19 protein-coding genes are annotated in these 20776 nt (G+C 65.9%); 10 read left to right on the forward strand and 9 right to left on the reverse strand.

What is annotated here, in order from left to right:
• Positions 1 to 1041 precede the first annotated feature (1041 nt).
• The 7 genes from N5096_RS12700 to N5096_RS12730 all read left to right on the forward strand — a co-directional run bounded on the left by N5096_RS12700 (position 1042) and on the right by N5096_RS12730 (position 10319).
• Positions 1042 to 2874 carry an ABC transporter substrate-binding protein gene (locus tag N5096_RS12700; protein ID WP_267665199.1) on the forward strand — a complete coding sequence of 611 codons (1833 nt, stop codon included), beginning with the start codon at positions 1042 to 1044 and terminating at the stop codon, positions 2872 to 2874.
• A gap of 64 nt (positions 2875 to 2938) precedes the next feature.
• Positions 2939 to 3964, forward strand: a complete 1026-nt coding sequence (locus N5096_RS12705; protein ID WP_267665200.1) for an ABC transporter permease — start codon at positions 2939 to 2941, stop codon at positions 3962 to 3964.
• Positions 3965 to 4029: 65 nt separating this feature from the next.
• Entirely contained in the window at positions 4030 to 5391 is a 1362-nt protein-coding gene (locus N5096_RS12710) for an ABC transporter permease (RefSeq protein WP_267665201.1), read from the forward strand.
• 3 nt (positions 5392 to 5394) lie between these two features.
• Positions 5395 to 5850: a DUF7529 family protein gene (locus N5096_RS12715; RefSeq protein ID WP_267665202.1), complete on the forward strand. Its 456-nt coding sequence runs from the start codon at positions 5395 to 5397 to the stop codon at positions 5848 to 5850.
• Positions 5847 to 8243, forward strand: coding sequence for an ABC transporter ATP-binding protein (locus tag N5096_RS12720; protein WP_267665203.1), 2397 nt, complete (start codon positions 5847 to 5849; stop codon positions 8241 to 8243). Before N5096_RS12715 ends, N5096_RS12720 begins: the two co-directional genes overlap by 4 nt.
• 196 nt (positions 8244 to 8439) lie before the next feature.
• Positions 8440 to 9063 (forward strand): peptide-methionine (S)-S-oxide reductase MsrA, encoded by a 624-nt coding sequence (locus tag N5096_RS12725; protein WP_267665204.1) that lies wholly within the window; start codon positions 8440 to 8442, stop codon positions 9061 to 9063.
• A gap of 113 nt (positions 9064 to 9176) precedes the next feature.
• Entirely contained in the window at positions 9177 to 10319 is a 1143-nt protein-coding gene (locus tag N5096_RS12730) for an FAD binding domain-containing protein (RefSeq protein WP_267665205.1), read from the forward strand.
• 533 nt (positions 10320 to 10852) lie between these two features.
• Here the strand turns inward: N5096_RS12730 and N5096_RS12735 are convergent.
• Positions 10853 to 11068 carry a hypothetical protein gene (locus N5096_RS12735; protein WP_267665206.1) on the reverse strand — a complete coding sequence of 72 codons (216 nt, stop codon included), beginning with the start codon at positions 11066 to 11068 and terminating at the stop codon, positions 10853 to 10855.
• A 199-nt stretch (positions 11069 to 11267) separates the two neighbouring features.
• Between N5096_RS12735 and N5096_RS12740 the strand changes: the two genes are divergently transcribed.
• Complete coding sequence (locus N5096_RS12740) at positions 11268 to 11621, forward strand: DUF8062 family protein (protein ID WP_267665207.1); 354 nt, start codon at positions 11268 to 11270, stop codon at positions 11619 to 11621.
• Positions 11622 to 11817: 196 nt separating this feature from the next.
• Here N5096_RS12740 and N5096_RS12745 read toward each other — a convergent pair whose 3' ends face one another.
• The 4 genes from N5096_RS12745 to N5096_RS12760 form a co-directional block, all read right to left on the reverse strand.
• Positions 11818 to 12387, reverse strand: coding sequence for an adenylate kinase (locus N5096_RS12745; RefSeq protein WP_267665208.1), 570 nt, complete (start codon positions 12385 to 12387; stop codon positions 11818 to 11820).
• Positions 12387 to 12674, reverse strand: coding sequence for a DUF5789 family protein (locus N5096_RS12750; protein WP_267665209.1), 288 nt, complete (start codon positions 12672 to 12674; stop codon positions 12387 to 12389). Before N5096_RS12750 ends, N5096_RS12745 begins: the two co-directional genes overlap by 1 nt.
• A 227-nt stretch (positions 12675 to 12901) precedes the next feature.
• Positions 12902 to 13669 (reverse strand): ABC transporter permease, encoded by a 768-nt coding sequence (locus tag N5096_RS12755; RefSeq protein WP_267665210.1) that lies wholly within the window; start codon positions 13667 to 13669, stop codon positions 12902 to 12904.
• Positions 13666 to 14718 carry an ABC transporter ATP-binding protein gene (locus tag N5096_RS12760; RefSeq protein WP_267665211.1) on the reverse strand — a complete coding sequence of 351 codons (1053 nt, stop codon included), beginning with the start codon at positions 14716 to 14718 and terminating at the stop codon, positions 13666 to 13668. Before N5096_RS12760 ends, N5096_RS12755 begins: the two co-directional genes overlap by 4 nt.
• Positions 14719 to 15216: 498 nt before the next feature.
• Between N5096_RS12760 and N5096_RS12770 the strand changes: the two genes are divergently transcribed.
• Positions 15217 to 15663 (forward strand): FKBP-type peptidyl-prolyl cis-trans isomerase, encoded by a 447-nt coding sequence (locus N5096_RS12770; RefSeq protein WP_267665236.1) that lies wholly within the window; start codon positions 15217 to 15219, stop codon positions 15661 to 15663.
• Positions 15664 to 15762: 99 nt separating this feature from the next.
• On the opposite strand, the gene N5096_RS12775 is transcribed toward N5096_RS12770, so the two are convergent.
• The 4 genes from N5096_RS12775 to N5096_RS12790 form a co-directional block, all read right to left on the reverse strand.
• Complete coding sequence (locus tag N5096_RS12775; protein ID WP_267665212.1) at positions 15763 to 16926, reverse strand: hypothetical protein; 1164 nt, start codon at positions 16924 to 16926, stop codon at positions 15763 to 15765.
• Positions 16927 to 17323: 397 nt separating this feature from the next.
• Positions 17324 to 17728, reverse strand: a complete 405-nt coding sequence (locus tag N5096_RS12780) for a helix-turn-helix domain-containing protein (protein ID WP_267665213.1) — start codon at positions 17726 to 17728, stop codon at positions 17324 to 17326.
• Between the two features lie 141 nt (positions 17729 to 17869).
• Positions 17870 to 18934 (reverse strand): sulfite exporter TauE/SafE family protein, encoded by a 1065-nt coding sequence (locus tag N5096_RS12785; RefSeq protein ID WP_267665214.1) that lies wholly within the window; start codon positions 18932 to 18934, stop codon positions 17870 to 17872.
• Complete coding sequence (locus tag N5096_RS12790) at positions 18924 to 19088, reverse strand: DUF7512 family protein (protein WP_267665215.1); 165 nt, start codon at positions 19086 to 19088, stop codon at positions 18924 to 18926. The genes N5096_RS12785 and N5096_RS12790 overlap by 11 nt, the downstream gene beginning before the upstream one ends.
• 259 nt (positions 19089 to 19347) lie before the next feature.
• On the opposite strand from N5096_RS12790, the gene N5096_RS12795 reads away from it, so the two are divergent.
• A complete protein-coding gene (locus tag N5096_RS12795; protein ID WP_267665216.1) occupies positions 19348 to 20193 on the forward strand; it encodes a universal stress protein in 846 nt (281 codons plus the stop codon).
• Positions 20194 to 20776 lie beyond the last annotated feature (583 nt).

Raw genomic sequence — 20776 nt, forward strand, 5'->3', positions numbered from 1 at the left:
GAATCGATTTCCTCGGCTTCGTCCTTCTACTCCGTGATATAAGCCGATTAGATCGCTATTCAACACAGCATTCAGAACTACAAACAAATACAGTAGCGTGACACAGCGGATGTCGTGACATCCTCCCCGTCGTGAACGACGGGGCTTCCCCCGCACGAGGAAACCCGGCCTGTTGCCGAGCAGGTTTCAGGACTCCTCTTCCGAGGTCGGTGGGACCGGGTTTCGTCCCTCGTTCGGGAGCGTCCTGTGGCGCTGTCACGGGCACTCCTATCCGCAAGCAAGTCATCGACGCCCGGTTTCTCGGGGCGTCTCTCCCTCAAGCGGTCATGCCTCACGGCACGGTCGGTTCGGTCACACTTCCCCAACCCGTGGGCCGGGTTCCCATGCTGGCGAACGACGCGAACCCCGCAGTCGGTTGCAGAACCGACCCGTGGGAACCGACGCCCGAGAGTACCTCGGACGCTGGTTTCAGCGCGTCTCGTACTCCCGTGCAAGTGCCGAGAGCCGACGTAACCCCTGTTAACGTGCAGGAGACGGCGTGTACTAACCGTTGGGGTTTCGACCAGTCATCGACAGCGGTTGTTTTGCACCATGTCGGATTCACGCCCGCGGTGAACGGCACGATGCTCTCGTTGACTCAAGATAGTCGTGGGGTCCTCCTCTCTCGGTGCCGGGCAGACGCGTTGCTCAGCGGGCCGGAGTCGGCACCGCTCGCCGCTTGCGAGGTCGCGTTCACCGTTAGTTCGATCTCCGGGCGGGACAGCTCTCGTCCGAAGTCGGCGGTCGCTGAGCCCCGTTTGTCGACCACTGAGGGCCCTGCCAGCCGGTGTCCGAACGGCTGCGTGAGACGGGCCGCGCGACTCGATCGCGACCGGTGAACGCGGGCGAAGCTGCGATACCCGACCGGTCACGTCCCGCAATACGGAACAATAGCACTCAATAGATCAAAATATAATACGCTTATCACGAATATAGTCTGTGGACTAACTGATATTTGCAGAGTTACCACAAATTATCTCTAGTTACTCGCTCATCACTAGTGTGCCCGAGAACACCACAGAGGGTGGGCAGCGGAGACGGACATTTTTGAAAACCGCCGGCGGCGTCGCTACCGTCGGAATCGCGGGGTGCGGAGGTAACGGCGAAGCGAACGCGGGAGACGGATCCGATTCGTCATCGGACGCTGACGGGTCCGACTCGTCGTCAGACGGTACCAGCGGCAACACGCTGTCGCTGTCTATCCCGGAAGCGGCGAACTTCGATCCGGTACAAATCAAAGGCGACGGCTCGCAAGTCGTCTCGGACCACGTCTTCAGTGAGTTACTGACGCTGCCGGCGGACGGACTTGAGCCGACAGCACAGTTGGTCACAGATTACTCCGTGTCTGAGAACGGGCGGACGTACACGTTCATGCTCCGTGAGGACGTCACGTTCCACAACGGGGACGAGCTCACGGCCGACGACGTCGTGTACTCGTGGGAGCGACTCGCCGCCTCCGAGAACAGCCAAGAGGGTGAGAACATCCTCGAGGGAGGCTTCCAGATCGCTCACGACACGACGACGGAGACGGTCGACGGTGAAGACCAGGAGGTGTACGAACCGGGGAGTCTCGCCGTCGAGGCGGTTGACGATTACACGCTCGAAGTGACGCTCGAACAGCCGTTCTTTGACGCGCTGTTCTGGTTTGCCTACGGATCGTTGAGTCCGGTCCCCGAAGGGATTGTCGGGGACATCGAAGGGTACGACGGCGAGATGGACTACGCGGAGTTCTCTTCGCAGTCACCGGTCGGAACCGGGCCGTTCCAGACAGAGTCGGTCGAGACCGGTACCGAAGTCGTGTTATCGGCTGCAGACGACTACCACGGCGACGAGCCCGGCCCGGATCGGATTGCAATGCAGGTCGTCCAGAACTCCGACGCAATCCACCAGCGGGCTATGAACCGGAACGTACAGGTATTCAACGTCCCGAACTCTCGGTTCGATCCGAGTAAAGTGTCGATCGAAGAGACGCGGAATCTCGGCCAAGAGATCGGTACCTACGGGCCGCTTGAGAACGGCGAGACGGTCAACTACTCGACGTGGGATGAGGCGTACACCGCGTACTTCATTTTCGACTGCTCACGCGTTGAAAAGCCGATCCGGCAGGCGCTGAACTACGCGGTGAATCAGGAGAATTTCGTCGAGCAAGGATTTAGAGGCGTCGGAGAACCGGCGTACCACCAGGCACCGCCGTCCGTCTATCCGGGCGGGAAAGAAGCGTACGACCAGCACGCGGAGGAGAACTTCCCGTACGGGTACCGTGAGGCGCAGATTGATCAGGCGCGCAGCGTGATGGAGGAAGCTGGCTACGGCGAAAACAACAGGGCATCTCTCACGCTTACGCTGTATAACGACCGTAACCCGGACGCGTACTCCCGTATCGCCGATCTCATTCGGTCGAAGGCCCAGTCGGTGTACGTCGATCTCTCGATCGAGCGGGCCCCGTTCAACACGATCATCGACGAGGCGGTCAGCGGGAACCTCGACATGTACACGCTCGGAAACGGGTTGGAGTATCCGTCGCCGGCCGATATGCTCAAGTTCGGGCGGCCGTACGACGGGAACCTCGTCCGGTGGCGCGAGGACCCCTCCGACGCATCCGAGCAGGCCGCGGCGGCGTGGGAGCAGGTACAGAATAATCTCGGGCCGACCGAGGCCGAAGAGGAGGCACGTAGCGAGGCGTTCATCCAGATGGAGGAAGCAATCTGGGAAGACGCGATCTACCTGACGAACTACCACCCCCGTGGCCGGCAGTGGTGGTACGACGAGGTCGAGGCGCCCATACAGCCGAGCGGCTTCCACGATCGGCTCTACGACTCCCTCACGTTCGAATGACCCCGCTCAAGCAGGTGCGAGGCGCGCTGTGGCAGCCGAACGCGTGCGGTGGCTGTCAGCCGGTATGAACCGACTGCTCTACCTGTTCCGGCGGCTGCTACTGTCGATTCCCGTCGTCTGGCTCGGCGTCACGGCGACGTTTCTGATAATTCGGGTCGGCCCGCTGAATCCCGCGGCGGCGATCGTCGGTCCGGTCAACAGCGCACAGGCACAGGAGCGGCTCGCCCGGATCGAAGAGCAGCTCGGGCTCAACGATCCGATCCACGTCCAGTACGGGGAGTACCTCGTTGATCTGGTCACCTTCGACCTCGGGCAATCGTGGGTGTTGTATCCCGGGCAAGACACCGTCGCGTTGCTGGTGCAGTTCGGCCCCCGAACGATCTGGCTCGGGCTGTGGGCGGTGTTGATCCCGATCTTCATTGGGATTCCGCTCGGGATCTACTCCGGGCTGCACGTGAACACGAACCGTGACTACGTGGCGTCGATCACGGGAATCGTGTGGCGTGCGATGCCGAACTTCTGGTTGGCCGTCATTCTGCTGGCGCTGCTCTCTCAGACGGACGCGCTGTTTTTCGGATCCGGATGGGAGTCGTTCATCGTTGAAACCCCACTGATCGGTGCGCCCGACCTCTCCGGGCTCGGAACGCCCGAGGGATTCGTCGTCGCCACGAAACAGATCCTTCCGGCCGCGTTCGTCCTGGGCTCCGCCTCGATGGGCAACGAGCTCCGGCTGTCACGCACGGCCGTGCTCGAGATCATCAACGAGGACTTCATCGACACGGCGCGGGCCGTCGGGGTGTCTCGGTGGCGGCTGATCGGAAAACACGTGCTTCGGAACGCGCTCATCCCGCTCATTCCGGTCATCACGAGCGAGGCGTACCTGCTGGTGGGCGGCTCGGTGCTCGTCGAGGTGGTCTTCGGGATCAACGGGATCGGCACGCTGTTTTTCGACGCGATGACGAGCGGTGACCTCCCGCTCGCCGGGTCGCTCATGTTCGTCTTCATTCTGCTGACGGTCTCGATCAACATCGCACAGGATCTGTTGTACACGCTCATCGACCCGCGGATCGGGTACGCTGAACGACAATGACTGACTCCACACCTTCCGGATCCGGGGCGAACACGCCCGTCCGGACGAGACTCGACCGTGTCCCGATGACACCCAGCCGTGCGTGGATCGTCGGCGCAACGCTCCTCCTCGCTCCCGAACTCGGCGCGCTCCTCCAGTTCGTCGCCGGTACGCTGCCGGTCGGGGAGGCCGTCGTCGCAGCGACCGATCGGATTCCCGTCCTGTTGAGCCGTGAGACGATCCCGAACCGGGGGACGTTCGTTCCGGGTAACGGCTGGCAGGGGACGTTCCTCGGGCTGTCTCCCGCGAAGGCGTGGGGGCTTCGAGTCGGTCTGATCTACCTGTACGGCGCGGTCCTGCTCTACTGGCTGTGGCGCGGGTACTTGTTGTACCGCAACCGATACCGGACGGCGAGCTGGACGCCGTTCGACGACATCGTTCGTCGGTTCCGTGGTCACAGGTGGGGACAGTTCGGACTGATCGTTGTGCTGGCGTTTCTGATCCTCGCCGTCTTCGCGCCGGCGCTCGGCCCGACCACGCTCGACCGGAACGTCATCGACCCGTACAGCCACGAACTGGAGTACTACGACGACGGGACCGGCGACGTCGAGACGGTCACCGTCGGGGCAGCGAACATCGACTCGACGTCGCAAGGCATCGACGACCGGAACGTCGGACCGCTCACCTACGACCAGTACGACCGATTTCACCCGTTCGGAACGCTTCCGTCCGGACAGGACCTGTTTACGCAGGTCGCGCTCGGCGCACGGGTCTCGCTGTTTATCGGGCTCGTTGCGATCACGATCAGTGGGGTCGTCGCGACGGGGCTCGCGCTCATCAGTGCCTACTACGGCGGACGGATCGATCTGGGCATCGTCCTCGTGAGCGACGCGACACAGTCGCTCCCGCAGTTGCTCGTCGTCATCCTCTTGTCCGTGGTGCTCTCGCAGACGTGGATCGCGGGGTTGTACAGCGGCGGGGTCCTGTTGGCGCTCATTTTCGCGCTGACGGGCTGGCCGTCGCTGTGGCGTGCCGTTCGCGGGCCGGCCCTGCAGGTCTCCGAGCGAACGTGGGTCGATGCCGCGGACAGCTACGGGTTAGCGCCCCGAGTAACGATGCGTCGACACATCCTGCCGTACATCATCGGCTATCTGTTGGTGTACGCCTCGATGAGTCTCGGCGGGATCATTATCGGAGTCTCCGGGCTCTCGTTCCTCGGGCTCGGGATCTCGCCACCGACGCCGGAGTGGGGACGACTTGTGAACGTCGGGCAACCGCTACTGACCACGGTCTCGTGGCATATCGCGGTCATCCCAGGCGTGTTGATCGTCATCGTCGTGACCGCGTTCAACGCTCTCGGGGACGGTATCCGGGACGCGATTGACGCCGAAACGGACCTCGATAACGAAGAGGAGGCGACGGCAGCAGCGAGCGGCGCAGGAGGGTAACGAATGTCTGCAGAAACACCACTCACGGCAGCGTGGAATCGACTTCGAGAGACGGTCACGAGCGTCGCGGCCGAGCACCGCACCGACGGGCGCACCGTCGTCGAGGCGTACGCGGATCACGGGGCCGTCAGATCCGCCACCGGTGAGCCGCTGACGTTCGTGTTCACCGTGCCCGGCGACGCGACGACCGCGCTCCGACGGGCGGTCGCGCCGACCGAGGTCCGCCGAACCGAGGTCCGGTACGTCGACATCGACGGCTATCGGTTGTACGTACTCGAGATTCACCAAGCGGACGACTCGCCCGTCGCGCTCGTGGCGGGCGGGATCCGACAGCGGTCGCTCCGCGAACAGGCAGACACCGCGGGCCGAGCGCGAACGGTGGTCCGGTCGCTGGATGATACGGTCGCGCTCGAGCTCCGGCATGACACGCGAACGCCGTTTCTCACGGAGCTCAAATGACCACGAACTACGCAGCGGTCGACACGCGTCCTGAGTCGGAGGCGCTACTGGAGGTGCGAGACCTCCGGACCGTCTTCCGGACCGGCAAGGAGACGATCCACGCCGTCGACGGTGTCTCGTTCGACGTCCGTTCGGGCGAGACCGTCGGGCTCGTCGGGGAGTCCGGATCGGGGAAGTCGGTCACGGCGCGCTCGATCCTCGGCCTGGTCGACCGACCGGGTGCCGTCGAGGCCGGCGAGATCCGATTTAACGGGGTCGATCTCGTCGAAACGGGGTGGGACGACCACCGGGGCGACATCGCCATCGTGTTTCAGGACCCGTTGAACTCGATCAACCCGGTGTACACGGTGGGCAATCAGATCCGCGAAGCGCTCCGGATCCACCGCGGACTGAGCGGGGAAGCGGCGCGGTCGAAGGCGATCGAACTGCTGGAAGACGTCGGAATTCCGGACGCCCCGCGGCGGCTCGACGAGTACCCGCACCAGTTTTCGGGCGGCATGCAACAGCGCGCCATTATCGCGATTGCGCTGGCGTGTGACCCGGACCTGCTCGTCTGCGACGAACCGACGACCGCGCTCGACGTGACGATCCAGGCGCAGATACTGGAGCTCCTCGACGACCTCCAACAGCGGGAGGACCTCGCGATCCTGTTCATCACCCACGATATGGGCGTCATTGAGGAGACGGCCGACCGCGTCAACGTTATTTACGCGGGGGAAATCGTCGAGCGCGCGCCGACGGCGGAGCTTTTCGAGCGACCGGAACACCCGTACACGCAGGCGCTGCTGGAAAGCGTTCCCGGCCGTAGCGAAGCCGGCGAGGTGTTGCCGACGATCGACGGAGAGGTCCCGACACCGACGGGACCGGCACAGGGCTGTCGGTTCGCACCGCGGTGCCCGGCGGCGGGGGACGCGTGCGCGACGACGCATCCGGAGCAGATATCGATCGCGGGGACCGACGAGCACACCGCGGCGTGCCTGATTCACGATCCCGCGTACCCAGAGGTGACCGCGAGCCCGATAGAGTCGGCCGGTGAGAACCGAACGGCCTCCGCGAGCCAGCCCCACGACGCCGCGACGGATGCGCGCGACGGGACGGCGTCGGAGCCCGCCGAGCCGTTCATCACGATCGACGACCTCCGGACGTACTACGAGAGCGGCTCGGTCCTCGACAGGGCGCCCCCGGTGAAGGCCGTTGACGGCGTCTCGTTCGAGATCCGCAAGGGCGAGATCCTCGGTCTCGTCGGCGAGTCGGGGTGTGGGAAGACGACGCTCGGCCGAACGCTCGCCGGGCTCGAGGCCGCAACGAGCGGCTCGATCACGGCCAACGGGCGAGACATCACGGACCTGTCCGGACGCGGCCTCCGGGAGTGGCAGCGGGAAGTCGGCGTCGTGTTCCAGGACCCCGAGGAGAGCCTCAACGACCGAATGACCGTCGGTCAGATCATTAAAGAACCACTGGAGGCACACGACTGGGGGACTCCCGAGGAACGAGACGAGCGAGCGTTCGAGCTGCTCGATCGAGTCGGACTACTCGAGGAACACTTCTACCGGTATCCGCACCAGTTCTCCGGCGGTCAGCGCCAGCGTATCGGAATCGCGCGAGCGCTCGCGCTTGAGCCGGAGTTCGTCGTGTTAGACGAACCGGTCAGCGCGCTGGACGTCTCCGTGCAGGCACGCGTCATAAATCTCCTCCAGGAGCTGTCCGATGCGCTCGACATCACGCTGTTGTTCATCGCGCACGACCTCTCCGTCGTGCGGCAGATCACCGACCGAGTGGCGGTGATGTATCTCGGGAACGTCCTCGAGATCGGACCGACCGCGGAGGTCTTCGACTCGCCTGCGAATCCGTACACGCTCTCGTTGCTGTCCGCGATTCCGGGGTCGTCGACGCCGGCGCCGGACGATCTCAAGCGTGTGACGCTGCGTGGCTCGCCGCCGAACCCCCGCTATCCACCGGACGGCTGTCCGTTCTCGACCCGGTGTCCGGTCCGAATTCGACCGACCGAAGCGGAGTCGATTTCGGACGACGCGTGGGAAGCCGTCGAGACGTTCCACGAGATCTTGCGCCAACGCGAACGTGCCGACGAGTCGCTCGTACGGTCGATGAAACGGCGGTTAGGTGTAGTTGATAAGAAGCGAACGCCGCAGGCAATCATCGACGAGGTGTTCGCGGGGGTGGACCTCCCGTCGACCGTCGCTGAAACGATCGACGAGGCGGCGCAGCGAGCGGAGACGTCACCGGAGGCTGCGCTTGAGCTGCTCACAGCGGAGTTCGGATCCGTTTGCGACGGGGAGACGGTTCCGGCACACGAGATCGGCAGCAACGGTCGGGAGAGCCGCTGTCTCCGTCACGAGGAGGAGTATGCGGACCCGGAAACGGAGCTTCGGTGATCGGTCCCATCGGCTGAGCCTCGATCGAGACTCGGACGCCAACGAGCAGACCGGTCGCTGGCACAGCGGACGCGCCGCCGGCGCGCCGGAGAGGCGGAGATCGACGCGCAGCATATACGTCTGCGAGCCCGAGCGATGGTAGATGCGGTGGGATCCACGAACCGCGTTCCGGCGACTCTCCAGGCTGGTGACTCCAATGACGCTTACACAGACACAGATACGCGAGTACGACCGGCGTGCGACGGACAGCGACGAGACCGAGACGGCGACGTTCGGAGTCGGGTGTTTCTGGGGGCCGGACGCGCAGTTCGGAGCGATGGACGGGGTCGTTCGCACCCGGGTGGGGTACGCCGGGGGGACGAAACGCGACCCGACGTACCACTCGTTGGGCGACCACACGGAGGTGTTCCAAGTCGAGTTCGATCCGGACGCCGTCGCGTACCGAGACCTTCTACGGACGGTGTTCGACTCGCACGACCCGCAGCGCCAGACGGGAACAACGCAGTATCAGAACGTGGTGTTGGCTGCGACGGAAGACCAACGAGCGACGCTCAGTGAGTTCCTCACGACGCAGGGGCTGACCGCCGACGGGATCGGAACGCGGGTTGAGCAGCTCTCGCGCTTCTACCCGGCCGAAGAGTACCATCAGAAGTACAAGCTCCGCTCCGTCCCCTCGTTCATGGACGCGTTCGAGGCGGCCGGATACGGTGACGGCGAGCTGCGTGAGTCGCCGATCGCCGCCAAGCTGAACGGGTACGCCGCCGGACACGACGTTGCTGTCGCCGAGGAGCTTCCCACGCCGGATCGCGGGACGGTATAGACACCACGAGCTCGTCGCCGTCGGACAGCGCCGTCGACGAACACCGATCGAGCGGCGGACGCGGGTCCCACGAACCCGGTGGGCTTTCACCCGTCACGCGGCAATTGACGCGTGTGTCCAACGAACAGTCCCGTCAGTCCGGTAGCGGTCTCGACGTGCTCATCTCCGGCGGATCGATGGGCGGGCTCTTCACGGGTATCGCGCTCGCGCGGTCGGGTCACCGTCCGGCGATCTGCGAGCGGTCGGCGGGTGCGCTCGAGAGCCGCGGCGGGGGTATCGTCGCCCAACGGAACATCCGCCGCTTTCTCAGCGACCACGACATCGTTGACCCGGAGGAGATCACGACGCGGTCCCACGAACGTCGGTTTCTCACGGAGAGCGGGGACGTCGAGCGCGCCGTCTCCGAGACGATGGTGTTCACGTCGTGGGACGCGCTCTATCGACAACTCCGCGACGCTTTCCCCGACGAGCGGTACCGGACCGGCGCGGAGGTCACGGCCGTGACGCCCGAGGCGGCCGCCGTCAGGATCGACGACGGGACGGAACGGACGGCCGACGTGGTCGTCGCCGCCGAGGGCGGGCAGTCGTCGACGCGCGCTCAACTGTACCCCGACGTGGAACCGGAGTTCGCGTCCTACGTCGCGTGGCGCGGCGTCGTCGACGAGGCGGACCTCTCGGGCGCGTGCGTCGGGGCGTTCGACGGCACCTTCACCTTCTACCAGGGGGCCGACCAGCTCATTCTCGCGTACTTCATTCCGGGCCCGGACGGCGAGACCGCGCCGGGGTCGCGTCGGCTCAACTGGGTGTGGTACGACACGCTCGACGGGCGGGACCGGGGCGCGATATTCACGGACACGAGCGACGCCGAACGACGGTTCTCCGTCTCACCGGGCCGGTTGCGAGATCCGGTCCGTCGGCGGCAGCGGGAGCGCGCAGCGACGCTCCCGCCCGTGTTCGAGACGCTGGTCAGCGAGACATCGGAACCCTTCGTACAGGCGATCTACGACCTGACGGTACCGGCGATGGTCGCGGACCGGGTGTGTCTCCTCGGTGACGGCGCGTTCGTTGCCCGCCCGCACACGGCGGCCGGGACCGCGAAGGCGGCGGGCGATGCGACCGCGCTCGCCGACGCGCTCGCGAGCCGCGGGTCGGTCAACGACGCGCTGGCGGCGTGGGACCGAACGCGCACCGAGTACGGCGCCGGGCTCGTCGCCCGCGGGAAGGAGATGGGGGACGTGCGGCTGAATCTGGACTGACAGGAGGCGCGGACTGCCGGAGCGAGCCCCGATCGGGGGTTACCGAGGTGAAAGGAGAAAGCCCCGTGCTTTAGCGCGGGGATGAATCCGACAATCGACTACACAGCCCACCGTAGATAGTCGTCTGAGTTTGGAATCTTTGATTTTATCTGGAGTTCGACCGTAATATATATCGATGGCTTTCCTCACTCACGGCACGACGGTTTCACCGTCTACTGGTCTTCGACCAGCGACCGTAGTGGGTAATAAAACCAGAACCACTCCGCCACGTCCTCCATCTGGAGACGCGAATGGCAGTACCCAGTCGGCTGAATACCCGACCGTGGAGGGAATCGGTATTCCCGTTGAAACGTCCAGCACGTCTGGATGGGAAGGCCCCGTTGACAGGGCTATACCCGTTGCAATGCACGTCCTTGGTTATAATTGGACGGCTACCGTTGAAGGGTCACGCGAAAGCGTTTTTGAACCCCGAGGAAACACGGAACCTCAAACTCCACTTCGTGGAATCCTCGCCCTTTAGCGCGGGGAGGATGTCAACCGTCTCTGAACTCCACCGTGTAGCCGTTGTTGCGAAGCGCTTCAACGAGGTCATCTCCGCGCTCGATCTTGAATTCGTGGAACGAGTTGGTCGGGCTATCCGCCGAGTACAGCTCTGAGTCGATGTTGTCCGGGATCTCGTTCTGATGGGTGTCCTCCTGAACAACGACGGGTTGGCTGGGGACGCGGTTGGAACTGCGGTCCTCTGTCATTCGAACACCGGTTGTTGTGGCTATTCGGCTATTTGCATTCCGGTTTCGGCTTCCGTTGAGACGGCTGTTCGACGCGGGCGGCGTCGCAATCTGACGGCGGACGCGCGCTCCGACAGTGTTGGTGGAGGTCACCGTATATCACGACACGCAGAGCCGCGGAGGAGTCGGCGTTCAAGTGGTCGCGGACCCAAACAGGACTGTGACAGACGATTCATTTCGCCTCGAGGAAGCGGAGGCACCGACCGTCTCGTGTACCCGGTGTGAGCGAGAGTGGGACCTCGACGACGAACTCGACGACCTCGGCCCGGGCAGCCACGCAATCGAACAGTTCGCGCTTGACCACGAGCGCCACACCGGTCACTACCCGGACGACGTGAACCCGTGGAGCGTTCGGTGCCGGCGCTGCCCGGGCGGTGAGCAGTTCCTCTCGGAGCGACCCGCGCGGCGCTGGGCAGAGACGCACGCGCGGCACACGCGTCACGCCGTTCGCATCGAAGCACCGACGGGAGCCGAGGACGTCGTGTCGGGCGGATCCGACGGGGACCGCTCGTAGGAGTCGCTTCCGATTCGGCCGACGCTGTCGTCACCGTTCCGGCCCGTGCCACCGTCGACGAGTTCCCCCGAACTCCGTCCGGCCGACCTGCGGCGGTCGACGCGAAGCCGTCCCCGTTTCCCGGGCGTCGCGGATGACGGCGCCATTTAAGAGGCGTCGATCACGAGGCGGACTCGCTCGGCGGGCTCAACGCCCACTACTCCGGTGCGGCCGAGAGGGTCTCCACGACCTGCTCGACGGCTTCGGTCACGCTCCCTTCGTTCTCGATGAACTGGATCGGCGCGTTCCGCTCTCGGGCGTACTCGAGCGCCGCCGTGCGATTGAGGTGCTGCTCGAACTCGATCTCCCGTTCGGTGGCCGACTGTGCCTCGCCGTCGCTTTCGCTCCGGCGGTCGATGATCGTGTTCGGCGCGGCTTCGACGAGGACGAACGTCGACGGGGCGACGTCACGGAGCACGCCCTCGGGGAGCCCGTGAATGTAGCCGGCGTCGGTGTCGACGGCGAGGTGTGTCGAGAGGATAACGTTTCTGCTCTCGGCCCGGTCGGCGACGTATTCGGCCGCTCGCCGCTGCAGCCGTTGCGTCCGTCTGAGCGACAGCGCCGACAGCTCGTTTCGGTCCACGGTGATGTCCTGTGCCATGGCCTGTTCGAGCATCACGTCGCCGAAATTCAGCAGCAGGTAGTCGTCGTCGAGCTGACGGCGCACCCGCTGGCAGATGCTCGTGAGTCCGACGCCGGTGACGCCGGATATCAGCGTCACCGACATCAGAACTGCACCTCGCCCATGTCCTCGGGGTCCGTCGATCCGCCGCGGTCGTCGTAGTACTTCCGGCCGATGAAGCCGTCGCTGACGAACGTCATCAGGCTCCCGTAGAGCCCGTCTGGCGACGCGAACTCCTCGGTGTCGCAGCGTTCGAGCACGTCTCGGATCGTCTCGTTGTGGCCCGTCGGGGCCTCGAGCTCCGCGTCGCCGACCGTCTCGAGCACCGTCTCCCGCGTCACGGGAAAGTCGAGCTCCCGTGCGAACAGGTCCCGTGTCTCTGGTAGCCGCATACGTTCACGCTAGCAGGCCACATAAATGAGTGATTGGGTATCCGACCCGCGGACTCGTCCGTGGGCTCCGTCGCGGAGGACGGACCGGGCTTCGGCCGCGGGTCACAACGTCGGCCCCACGCCGCCGTCGACCCCGCACTGGACGGGGTGCCCGAACCGGCCTTCGAACCAGGGGAAGCAACGGCCGATGCGGATACGGGTCTCGTCGCGCCGCGTTAGCGAGACCCTCAGTCCGCCAGGCCGTATCCGCGCCGAAACAGGAGGAAGTCGATCGAGACGACGACGACCGATGCGGTGGTCAACACGGCCAGCGACGCGTTCGGGTCGATCTCGGTCACACCGATCATCCCGTATCGGACGCCGTTCACCATGTACACCATCGGGTTGAACAGGGAGACGGTGCGCCAGAACGCGGGGAGGACGTCGAGCGAGTAGAACACGGCCCCGAAGAACACCAGCGGCCGGAGGATGAACTGGTTCATGACGGTCAGGTAGTCGAAATCGCTGGCCCACAGGCCGCCGATAACGCCCAGCCCGCCGAAGAGGGTCGTGATGACGATCACGAACGCGACGAGGTACAGCGGATTCGACGCGGGAACGGGCGTGAATATCCATCCGACGCCGATGATCAACAGGGCCGTGATAACGCCTCGCAGCGCGCTCGCCGAGACGTAGGCCGCCACCTTGTTGCTGTCGGACATCGGAGAGACGGTCACGGCGTCGATGTACTCGTTCCACCGCCCGTGGAAGATGCTGAACGAGGAGTTCTCGAAGCTGTCCGAGATGGCTCCGAGGACGACCAGCCCCGGCAACACGAATTGGAGGTAGCTGACGCCCGCGATCTCGCCGATACGGCCGCCCAAGATCACGCCGAAGACGGCGAAGTAGAGCGTGTTCGTGACGATCGGCGGGAGAAACGTGTTGTACGGGCGGCGGACGAATCGGAGGATCTCCCGTTTGACCAGCGTTCGGAACTGGACGAACCCCTGACTCATAAGACGCCTCCGTCTGACGCGACCTGTCGGTCGGGCGGCGAGTCGTCGCCGTCCGACCCGGAAGCCGCGTCGGCGGCGTCGCGTTGCGTCCGCGTGTCGCCGCCGGACTCGTCGTCGTCCGAATCGGTGCGGGTCATCTCGACGAAGACCTCCTCGAGCGAGGTGCGGGTGATCTCCAAGTCGACGATCTCGAAGTCCGCGCGGTCGAGTTCGCGCACGAGATCCGGCGCCACCAACCCGCCTTCGCGGGCGGTGACCGTGAGTTGGTGCCCGTCGAGGTCGACGGCCTCGACGCGGTCGTCACCGGTCAGGAGGTCGGGGAGCGTCGCCGGCGGTGAGCGGAGCTCGACGACGATCCGGTCCGTCCCGCGGTCTTTCAGTTCGGCCGGCGTCGCCACCGCTCGCACCCGCCCCGAGTCGAGGATCGCGACCTCGTCACAGAGCCGCTCGGCCTCTTCGATGTAGTGTGTCGTCAGCAGGATCGTCTTCCCTCGGTCGTTGAGGTCCGTGACGAGCTCCCACAGGTCGTGGCGGAGTTGGACGTCGACGCCGGCGGTGGGCTCGTCGAGGATCAGCAAGTCGGGGTCGGTGATGAGCGCGCGAGCCAACAGGAACCGACGTTTCATCCCGCCCGAGAGCCAGTCGAAACGGGTGTCGCGTTTGTCGTAGATCCCGACCTGCTTGAGCGCGTCGTCGGCCCGCCGCGTCGCTTCGTCGGCCGGGATACCGTGGTATCCGGCCTTGTGCTCTAACACTTCGCGGATGGGGAAGAAGCGGTCGACGTTGAACTCCTGCGGCGCGAGGCCGACCGCGTTACGCGCTTCCTGGTAATCGTCTTCGACGTCGTGGCCGAAGATCCGAGCGGTACCGCCGGACTTCCGCACGAGGCCGACGAGCGTGTTGATAAACGTCGTCTTCCCCGCGCCGTTCGGGCCGAGGAGTCCGAAGAAACTTCCCTCGGGAACGGTGAGCGAAACGCCGTCGAGCGCGGTCACGTCGCCGTACTCCTTGCGTAGGTCCTCAATGTGGAGGGCGGGCCGGTCGGTCATACACCCCCCCTCGGACCGGGCTGCACAGCGGGAACACCCGTGTCAACGCGTCGCGGAAGTGAGATCGAAACGGCAGCTATCGGTGCCGGAGGCGCGTCCATGTCGTGAAAGACGTTTACGGCCGTCCCGCGTAAATGCTGTCCGGTTCGGCCATCCGGACCGGCACCGCGGCGAAGTTCGCGAACGCTCGCGGGCGGATACGCCCGGGAATCGCCCGACGAGGTGCTGGTGGTCGTGAGCGCCGGGTCCGCGACGCTGGACGCCGCCGCGGGCGAGCCCGTCTACCGCCGGGCGGTCGAGGCGGGCGACGGGACGGAGGTCCGACTGTAGCCCGGGCGGCGTCGGCGCCCTCCGCGAGGACGCTCACGGACGGGTCGGTGACACCGTACCCTTAGGGGATCTGGATCTGATCGAAACGAGCCCGACCGCTCTCTCGATGCAATAGGCTTTCCGTGTAGCGCGCCTCGTACCGGTGTGACAATAGCCACCGGCGATTCTGTGACGCTTGAGTACACGGGACGGCTCGACGACGACACGGTGTTCGACACCACTCGGGAGTCCGTCGCCGAGGAGACGGGCCTCGCCGACGCCCAGCCCGACCGAGAGTACGCGCCGCTGACGGTCGAGATCGGTGACGAACAGGTCATCGAGGGGATGGAAGAGGGACTGATCGGCCTCGAGACCGGGGAGACGGAGACCCTGACGATCCCGCCGGAGAAGGCGTACGGCGAGCCCGCAGACGAGAACGTTCAGGAGTTCGAGACCGAGGAGCTCCGAGAGATGCTCGGCGGCCAGACACCCGAAGAGGGCGCCTATCTCGAGGCCCAGAACGGCAGCCAAGGGGAGGTCGTCCACGTCGACGAGGAGCTCGTCCGAGTGGACTTCAACCCGCGTCTCGCCGGCGAGACGCTGACGTTCGACGTCGAGATCGTCGACGTCAACTGAGGTCGAACGCGGGCGCGACGTGGCGTTCGATCACCTCGTCGACCGGCGGTTTCGCGTCGGTGACGCCGTCTGGTAGGCCGTCTCGGAGCGCGTTCCGAGTCACTCCGGGTCGGCGACGATCCACGGCTTCTCGTCGGGGTCGTACTCGTCGATCGCCGCGCCGTGACTGCGCGTCTCGGGAGCGAGGACGCCGACGTGTTTCAGCTGCTGGACGAAGTTGAAGAGGACGTTGTTCCGGATCACGTCCCGCCAGACCGACGGGTCCTGATAAAGGCGGGCAGTCTCCCCCCGCTCGATCAGCTCCCTGGCCCGCGTGGCCCCCCGAGTCGTGCAGAACGCGCTTAAGAAGACGTTCGGGTACTCCCGGACCAGTCGCTCGACGAGGTCGAGGAAGTGAATCCGAGGCCCCTCCTTGCGGAGCGCGTCGAGCAGCAGACCGAACTCCGGGTGCCTCGAAAACGAGTTCCGGAGCAGCACCGCGAGCGGCGGGTGGACCTCGGCGACCGTGCTCCGACCGACGTCCGCCTTCGTCAGGCGGAGGTCGTCAAGGTCCTCGATCACGTAGCCGCGCAGCACCGTCGCGGCCAGCTCGCCCTGCGAGGTCAGGGCCTGGGGCGAGCCGAGCGCGAGGAGGCCGAGCGTCCGCGCGCTCGCGAGGGCCTCGTCGCCGGCGCCGAACCCGTACTCGTCGGCGATGACGTCGACGAGTTCGTCGCGCGAGAGGGGGCCGTACCGGTCGAGGGCGACGACCGGCGCGAGGTAGTTCAGCGGCTGCGCGAGGCTCAGCGTCGTGACGTCGCCGCCGAACGCGTCCCCGCGGAGCCGGACCGACAGCCGTCCCTCGACGTCTGCGACCTCCGCGGTCGACTCCGCGCTCGGCGGGTCGTCCCACGAGCGCACCCCGTCGCCGTCGACGCCGATGACGCCGACCCCCTTCGACCGGAGCAGGTTCGCGTGGGTCGCCACGGCCTCGCCGTCGCCCGCGAGGTACGAGACGTGCGCGCCCTGCTGGTAGGTCAACGCCTGCCCGATCCCGCGGAGGAGGTTCGTCGACCCCTTCACCTCGATCGCGAACACGCGGTCCGCGTCGGTGAAACCGAGCACGTCCGGGTATCGCCCCCGGATCGCGATCTGGTGGCGGCGGCAGCGGTCGAGCACGGCCGCGTACGTCTCGCTGTGTGCCTCGGGCACGTGCACCAGCGGCTCGTAGTTCCGCTCGTCGAGCGCGGTCACCACGCGGTCGAACACCGCCGCCTCGTCCATACGGAGCCGTGTGCCCCCCGCGCAATAAGCGGTTCTCCCGCGGGTGACGGGGGCGTCGACCGCCGCCAGCAACGCGATCGGCGACGCGACCAGCCACCGCCGTCGCCCGCCGGCATGGCGCGGACCTGTTCGCGGAGCGCCTCCCGGGGTAGCGCGCTCGAAAGGGGCGCGTCGGGCGTGACGACGAGGTCGTGACGGCGACCTCGTCGGGCGGCTGTCCGGGGGACTCCGCGCGAGGGAACGGCACCGGGGGGTCGTGCGGCGCCCACCGAGGTGAATCGCGGTGACGAGGGGGATCGAGAGAGGCGGAGACAGTGAGTCGGAGAGGAGGCGGAGACAGTGAGTCGGAGAGGAGGCGGAGACAGTGAGTCGGAGAGGCGGCGAGCGGGCGACGACGTCAGCTCTCGGCGGCCGACGCCGAGGCCTCGGTCCGGTCGTACTTCTCCTCGAACTCTTGGATAAGCTGACCCATCTTCGCGTACCAGTCGTTGAGCATGCGCTGCATGTCGTCCGCGACCTTCTCCGGGTCGGTCGGCCGGTAGACGTGGTAGTAGCCGCCCTGGTCGTAGTTGACCTGCTCCTTCTGGATGAAGCCGGCTTGGAGGAGCCGTTGGACGGCGCGGTACGCGGTCGACCGCTCGCGGTCGACCTCGTCGGCGATCTCGTCTATCGTCAGCGGCGTCTCGGCGTCGACGAGCTCCCGAAAGACCCGCTTGTCGAGCTGTTTGAGTCCGTGGAAACACTCGAGGAGCCCCTCACACGCCATGTCCTGCTGAAGCTGTTCGGACATCGAATCAGGCATTTTGCTGTCTGTCCGTACGCGACCTGTTATTAAAAGATTTGTGTATGGATCACACAATTTCGTGCCAACGTCCGGAATTGGGGAGCCGAAGCGTTCGCGATCCGCGGCCAGAAGCTCTCGCGGTCCGCGATCGGGAGCGACTCAGTCCGCGGTCACCGCCTCTCGCTCGCGCGTCGTGCGGAGCGAGACCACCGACGTGTAGAGAATCGCGGCGGCGACGACGACCGCGGCGCCGATCACGAGGACCAGCCCCGCCGTCTCGAGGGCCGGGCTCCCGACGACGGAGCCGACCTCGCCGACGCCGACCGCGACCGCGCCGACGAGCAGCATCCCGCCGAAGTACACCTTGATGCCGTCGGCGTCGACGACCGCGGTCGCGGCGGAGCCGACGCGGGCGCCGAGGGCGCTCCCGAACAGCAGCGGGACGACGATACCGAGGTCGACCCCGCCGCCCTGCCCATAGAGGTAGCTCCCGATCCCGCCGGAGAAGACGATCTCGAAGAGGTCCGTGCCGACCGCGACGGGTACCGGGACGCCGATCGCGTAGATCATCGCAGGCATGCGGATGAAGCCGCCGCCGACGCCGAGGAACCCCGACAGGAGCCCGGTCGCGAAGGCGACGGCGGTGATGACCCACACGGAGACGCGCACGTCGCCGCGGAGCCTCACCATCGGCGGGATCCGGACCGTCCGCTGGATCGTCTTCGCGGTCTCGGGGATATCGTACTCGCTGAGGGGTTTGTCCGCGGCCTCGTGGTCGATGCCGCCGCCCTCGCCGTTCAGCGCGTCGCGGGTGACCATCGCCCCGACGCCGCCGAGCAGGACGACGTACGAGACGCTGATGAGCGCGCCGGCGAGGCCGATCGACTCGAGGTAGTAGACGCTCGCGCGGCCGACCTCGATCCCGATCGTCGTTCCCGTGATCATGATCACGCCGAGCTTGTAGTCGACCTGGCCGAGGTCGTGGTGTTTCAGCGTCGCGATGACGGCCGTCCCGAAGACGAACGCCATCCCGCTGCCGACGGCGACCGACGCCTCGTAGTCGAGCATCAGCAGCGCCGGCGTGACGAGGAACGACCCGCCCATGCCGAAGAACCCGAACAGGACCCCGACGACGAGGCCGAACCCGACGAACAGCGCGAGCATCTCGGGGCTCGTATCCAGTACGCCGAGCCCGCCGAGGGCGCCGAGGAGGCTACCGAGCATCCGCGTCACCCCCGACAACGAGGTCCATGAGATACGGCCCAACGAGCCGTTCGAGGCCGCCGTAGCCGGCATAGAGGACGAACGCCTCGAAGAGGATCACTCCGATGAGGAGGGCCGTCTCCGGGTCCCAGGTCGGAATCTCTAGTCCCGCCATCGGTTCACCCTCCGACTGCCACACGCAGTAATTCGACTTTGGCACATTTCTGCTCAACTCATCCTACCTGCTTCGAGGGTATAACGGTTTTGGGCTAGACGTACAATACTATATTCCGGTAACCTCGGTCGGAGTACCGATAACTTACGGCGAAGGTACGGGGTCGGAACCCGGGCAATCGGTCGGTCAGCGCCGCGGGCGCCAGAAATGTCTCTCAGCAAACAAAACCGTGTTGTCGTCGCTCGCCGAACGTGTCTCCATGAGAGCCCTGTGCGCGACCGACCTGTCGGCCGCCAGCGAGGCGACGATCGAGAACGAGACCTGTCTCGACTGCCTGGGTCGCATCGGCGTCCGGACGGTCCACCTCGTCACGGTCGTCCCGGCGAACGTCCACGCCGGGATGCCCGGCGTCGACTTCGAGGAGCGCCGCCGGCGGGGGCTCGACAGGTACCGATCGGTGATCGAGGACGCGGGGTTCGGCGTCGAGACGCACGTCGTCCGCGGGACGCCGTACCGGCGCCTCAACGGGCTCGCCGAGACGGTCCGCGCCGACCTGTCGGTCGTCGGCTCGCGGGGACAGAGTCCGCTGAAGAACCGGGTGATCGGCTCGACCGCGCGCAACCTCGCGCGGACCACCGTCGTCCCGCTCCTAGTCAACCGCGTCGAGCGCGCGGCCGACGACCCGGACGTCCTCCGCGAGCACCTCTTCCGGCGGATCCTCTTCGCGACGGACTTCTCCGAGCACGCCGACCGGGCGTTCGACGCCTTCTCGTACCTCCGGCACGCCACCGAGGAGGCGACGCTCGTCCACGTCCGATCGCCGAAGGACGGCGGGCCCGCCGACGGCGACGACCCGGACGAACGGTTGGCCGAGCGGGCGCGCACGCTGGAGGAGTGGGGGATCGAGACGCGGACCGAGGTCCGCCGCGGCGACCCCGCAGAAGAGATCCTCGCCGCCGAGGCGGCGATGACGCCGTCGACGGTCCTCGTCGGGTCGAAGGGACGGAGCCGCATCCGGCGGCTCCTGTTGGGGAGCGTCTCGGAGGAGGTCGTCGCGCGCGCCTCGGCCAACGTCTTCCTCGTCCCGCCGCCCCGCGCAGTTTAAACGAAAGCAGGTGTCTCGATACGTAGATCCTCGTGTCGCGGTGACGCGATCGCTGCCGTGGCGGCTACTTCAGTAGCACCTCCCGCTTGTTTATAAGTCGTTGACTGTGGATCGACGGGGAACTCCTCTAAAGCCCCAGTCGCTCGGCTATACCCGAGTGGCTCTCGACCGGCAGCGAACACCTCCAAAGCCCCAGTCGCGAGGGCGCCGTACGCTCGCTGTCGTTCGAAAGGCGCTTCGCGCCTTTCGTGATGTTGCCAGACTCCGGAGGAGTCTGGCCGCTAGCCGGAGGTCTACGACCTCCGGCGATGTCATCAGAACGCGAAGCGTTCTGACTGCTAGCCGGAAATCTCTGATTTCCGGCGATGACGAGACGCCGGAGGCGTCTCGAACCACGCGCTTCAGTCGCTCACTCCGTTCGCTCCTTCCAGTGCTTGCGTCGTCATCAGAACGCGGAGCGTTCTAATTGGCTCATGAGAGCTTCGCTCTCGTGAACGCCTACGGCGCCCTCGCGACTGCCCCTTTGAGTCCCGCCCCGCTCCGCACAGCGACCGCACCTCACGCCTCCCCAGCCTCGTCGGCC

Source organism: Halorubrum yunnanense (assembly GCF_026586675.1).
Classification (GTDB): Archaea; Halobacteriota; Halobacteria; order Halobacteriales; family Haloferacaceae; genus Halorubrum; species Halorubrum yunnanense.

Excerpts from the sequence above, each read along its gene's own strand:
- N5096_RS12705 (WP_267665200.1), top strand. The coding sequence starts at position 2,939 with ATGAACCGACTGCTCTACCTGTTCCGGCGGCTGCTACTGTCGATTCCC.
- N5096_RS12710 (WP_267665201.1), top strand. The coding sequence starts at position 4,030 with ATGACACCCAGCCGTGCGTGGATCGTCGGCGCAACGCTCCTCCTCGCT.
- N5096_RS12715 (WP_267665202.1), top strand. The coding sequence starts at position 5,395 with ATGTCTGCAGAAACACCACTCACGGCAGCGTGGAATCGACTTCGAGAG.
- N5096_RS12720 (WP_267665203.1), top strand. The coding sequence starts at position 5,847 with ATGACCACGAACTACGCAGCGGTCGACACGCGTCCTGAGTCGGAGGCG.
- N5096_RS12725 (WP_267665204.1), top strand. The coding sequence starts at position 8,440 with ATGACGCTTACACAGACACAGATACGCGAGTACGACCGGCGTGCGACG.
- N5096_RS12735 (WP_267665206.1), bottom strand. The coding sequence starts at position 11,068 with ATGACAGAGGACCGCAGTTCCAACCGCGTCCCCAGCCAACCCGTCGTT.
- N5096_RS12745 (WP_267665208.1), bottom strand. The coding sequence starts at position 12,387 with ATGTCGGTGACGCTGATATCCGGCGTCACCGGCGTCGGACTCACGAGC.
- N5096_RS12750 (WP_267665209.1), bottom strand. The coding sequence starts at position 12,674 with ATGCGGCTACCAGAGACACGGGACCTGTTCGCACGGGAGCTCGACTTT.
- N5096_RS12755 (WP_267665210.1), bottom strand. The coding sequence starts at position 13,669 with ATGAGTCAGGGGTTCGTCCAGTTCCGAACGCTGGTCAAACGGGAGATC.
- N5096_RS12760 (WP_267665211.1), bottom strand. The coding sequence starts at position 14,718 with ATGACCGACCGGCCCGCCCTCCACATTGAGGACCTACGCAAGGAGTAC.
- N5096_RS12775 (WP_267665212.1), bottom strand. The coding sequence starts at position 16,926 with ATGGACGAGGCGGCGGTGTTCGACCGCGTGGTGACCGCGCTCGACGAG.
- N5096_RS12780 (WP_267665213.1), bottom strand. The coding sequence starts at position 17,728 with ATGCCTGATTCGATGTCCGAACAGCTTCAGCAGGACATGGCGTGTGAG.
- N5096_RS12785 (WP_267665214.1), bottom strand. The coding sequence starts at position 18,934 with ATGCTCGGTAGCCTCCTCGGCGCCCTCGGCGGGCTCGGCGTACTGGAT.
- N5096_RS12790 (WP_267665215.1), bottom strand. The coding sequence starts at position 19,088 with ATGGCGGGACTAGAGATTCCGACCTGGGACCCGGAGACGGCCCTCCTC.
- N5096_RS12795 (WP_267665216.1), top strand. The coding sequence starts at position 19,348 with ATGAGAGCCCTGTGCGCGACCGACCTGTCGGCCGCCAGCGAGGCGACG.